Here is a 3,117-nt window from a genome sequence, read left to right as displayed (position 1 = left end):
CTCCCAAATTGAGTTGGTTACGAATGTCGATAAATTGGTTCAAATTGGAGTACTATGCTGCGATTGCACTGATTTGAAGAACACGATGACAATTCCAATTAAAAATGTATCTAGTACGGAAATTTCTTGCTCAAACTGTCAGGCTTGTTGCTGTCGTTTAGAGGTCATGATCATTACAGATACAGGTGTGCCAGAGCAACACATTGCTTTCGACCAATGGGGTGGGGAAACCATGCTACGTTTGGCGGATGGTTGGTGCTCAGCTTTAGATCGAGAAACATTCATGTGCACGATTTATGAGAATCGACCTTGGATTTGTCGAGAGTTTGAAATGGGCTCTTATGAATGTCGAGATGAAAGGTCAGATTTATCTTAAAAATTATGTTCGATAAATCAGAGTGTTGTTAGCCATAACAAACGGTTAAAGAGGGACTGCCAACGCGTGGCGGTTTTTGCTCAAATCGGCATTTGTGATTACGGCTGTTATTTTGAGCTCAGTGTTTTGCGTTGTCAGCCCCTTAACCGGGCGTTAGGTTCAATTAGGTAACATATGAGAAGAAATCGAAATATTAGTAACATCATAAATGGTGGCCCAGCTCTTGATCTAGTTTCTGCTGTAGAACGATTCGTATATAGAACTCCGTTAGATGGAAATGAAGCTATACATTTTGAAGAGCTAGATCAAGACTTGCTGCAATATGCATTAGCTTCAAAAGAAATTTCGGAGTCAACAGCATTACATAAAGTATTAAGCGATCTAGCTTATATAGAGTTTTACCTATATTTATACGATGACCTAGACTGGGTTGGTGAATATACAGATTTCTCTGAGTATGCAATCAGCATGTTTAAGCATATGAATATCGCAGTGCCTAGAGAGTTTTATCGAAAATCCCCTGATGGGATTATTGAGGCTAGGGATCTACATCGAAACCTTTTCTTGTCTGGTCTACAGGTTTTTGTTGATTCCGCATTTGCACATTTGTGGTATCGCAAAGCATTTCTATTTGATTTTAATACGAGGTTAGCAGAAAAAATATCGCCATTAATGAAACAACAGTATCCTATCCTAGAAAAGGATGGACAGTTACCTAGAGTCCAGCATTTTAATAAGTGGATTAGAGATTTAATTCTTAATCGTGAGGGAGGACTGTGCCATTACTGTGGTACCCCTGTTGCTATTCCTTCCATACCAAACCAGACGTATGACATAGACCATATGGTCCCTATCGCACGTGGCGGTACAAATGATCCCACGAACCTAGTTCTGTCATGTCCAAAATGTAACAACAAGAAGCGAGCAAAAGTACAATATATTCCAGATACTTTCGCGTGGCCAATTAGAACCTAACAAAGCATTTAAGAGGGACTCACAACGCGTGGCATTTTTGCCATGCGTTTGTTTTTGTGATGAATGTGCTATGCATTAAGTGCTTTTGTGCGTTGTTCGCCCCTTAATGCGGCGTTATGCAACTCAGGTAAATTTAGGGGCTCAATCTTTTGGGATTTCTCTGGCTATTCGTTTTGTGTTGTCGGCAAATGAGCACTTTCACCCTCAGATTCGTTGTTTACTCAAACCGTAAAACAGGCAAGGTTCTTTGTTTGCCTCAATCAATTTTAGCGCTGGTTTGCTGTGAAATTTGTGGGCGCAAAGTGTGGAAAGGGCAAGTTTATCGAGCATTTTGTACTTGCTGAAGTTTTCGCTCGTTGAGTTTTCCTGACATAAAAGCTTGGCTTGTTGCTGAAAGGTGGACTTTGTTTTGGCGGCTCATTTATCACAGTTCTTGCTTGGGTTGATTCTTGAATCACTCAACCATTGCAATTGTGGCTTTTGATCGTGTAAATTCGGTTTATCTCATTGAATTTGCATAACAAACGGCTCAAGAGGGATTGCCAACGCGTGGCGACTTTAGTGCAAAATTGAAATTCAGTGTTTACAGTGTGTTTTTTAAGTTCGGCGGTGCGTTGTCAACCCCTTAGCCGGGCGTTAGCTGAATGGTGGTAAATATCAGTATGATCAAAATTAGAAAATATAAAGAATCAGATGCTCGTGATTTATGGGCTATTTTCTATCACACGATTCGTAATGTGAATATACGTGATTATACTCAAGCGCAAGCCGAAGCATGGGCTCCCAACGGATTTTCTTCTGATATATGGCAGCGCAAAATGAATTCGATTTCTCCTTTTGTTGCAGAAATCGGTGGTGAAATAGTTGGTTATGCCGACCTTCAAGAAAGCGGATTAATTGATCATTTCTTTTGTCACCATGAGCATCAAGGTAAAGGTATCGGACGAAACTTGATGGAGCACGTGTTAAAAGTTGGCGAGTTACAAGGAATTATTAGGTTTTACTCTGAAGTCAGTATTACAGCTCGCCCGTTTTATGAGAAGTTTGGCTTCAAAGTTGCGCAAGAACAAATGGTAGAAGTCCGAGGCCAAAAGCTGCGTAACTTTGTTATGGAAAAATTCAGCTAACAAACGGCTCAAGAGGGATTGCCAACGCATGGCGACTTTGGTGCAAAATTAAAGTTCAGTGTTTAAGTGTGTTTTTTGAGTTCGGCGGTGCGTTGTCAACCCCTTAGCCGGGCGTTAGTTGTTGGAGACAAAATTTGAAACTTGAGAAAATTGGTATATCACTTACTGTGCTGTGGTTTACAGTTATTGTTGCGCTAATTTCTGTAACTTGGCCTGATGCAAAGGCCTTAGAATTAAATGAGTGGGGCGATTTTTTGGCTGGGATTTTTGCCCCAGTGGCGTTTCTTTGGCTAATTGTTGGCTACAACTTGCAAAGGCATGAGTTGTCACTTAATACAAAAGCTTTAGAGGTACAAGGTCTTGAACTTCAGCGCCAAGCCGCAGAATTAGAAAAGCAAACAAAATTCCAAGAAATACAAGCTGAATTGGCGGAACAAACAAGTAGTGATCTCCGCAGAAAACAGCACCTAAAGTCTTTAGGTTTAGGGGAGCATTGGGACAACAGGAGCTCCCTGGAAAACAACAACTAACAAACAATTTAAGAGTGATTCAGCACGCTTGGCATTTTTGGTTTGGGTTGAATTTAGTGTTTACGGTGGTTTCGTTAATTGTCGTGGTCGCGTGCTTCACACCTTAATT

At 40.8% G+C, this 3,117-nt stretch carries 4 protein-coding genes; all 4 read left to right on the top strand.

Annotation, left to right across the window (positions count from 1 at the left end; translation table 11 throughout):
* Positions 1-85: 85 nt before the first annotated feature.
* A complete protein-coding gene (locus NB504_RS01070; protein ID WP_081245540.1) occupies positions 86-376 on the top strand; it encodes a YkgJ family cysteine cluster protein in 291 nt (96 codons plus the stop codon).
* Positions 377-550: 174 nt separating this feature from the next.
* On the top strand, positions 551-1,351 hold the full coding sequence (locus NB504_RS01065) for an HNH endonuclease (protein WP_258428094.1): 801 nt from the start codon (positions 551-553) through the stop codon (positions 1,349-1,351).
* A gap of 662 nt (positions 1,352-2,013) precedes the next feature.
* Complete coding sequence (locus tag NB504_RS01060; RefSeq protein WP_258428093.1) at positions 2,014-2,478, top strand: GNAT family N-acetyltransferase; 465 nt, start codon at positions 2,014-2,016, stop codon at positions 2,476-2,478.
* Between the two features lie 134 nt (positions 2,479-2,612).
* On the top strand, positions 2,613-3,008 hold the full coding sequence (locus NB504_RS01055) for a hypothetical protein (RefSeq protein WP_186295742.1): 396 nt from the start codon (positions 2,613-2,615) through the stop codon (positions 3,006-3,008).
* Positions 3,009-3,117: the final 109 nt, after the last annotated feature.

It is taken from the genome of Vibrio sp. RM-69-4 (genome assembly GCF_024743775.1).
GTDB classification, from domain to species: domain Bacteria; phylum Pseudomonadota; class Gammaproteobacteria; order Enterobacterales; family Vibrionaceae; genus Vibrio; species Vibrio anguillarum.
The sequence above is the reverse complement of the archived record's forward strand: the minus strand, read 5'-3'. Positions and strand labels throughout refer to the sequence as shown.

Bases quoted from the DNA above. Each gene is read 5' to 3' on its own strand.
- NB504_RS01070 (WP_081245540.1), top strand. From the start codon at position 86: ATGACAATTCCAATTAAAAATGTATCTAGTACGGAAATTTCTTGCTCA.
- NB504_RS01065 (WP_258428094.1), top strand. From the start codon at position 551: ATGAGAAGAAATCGAAATATTAGTAACATCATAAATGGTGGCCCAGCT.
- NB504_RS01060 (WP_258428093.1), top strand. From the start codon at position 2,014: ATGATCAAAATTAGAAAATATAAAGAATCAGATGCTCGTGATTTATGG.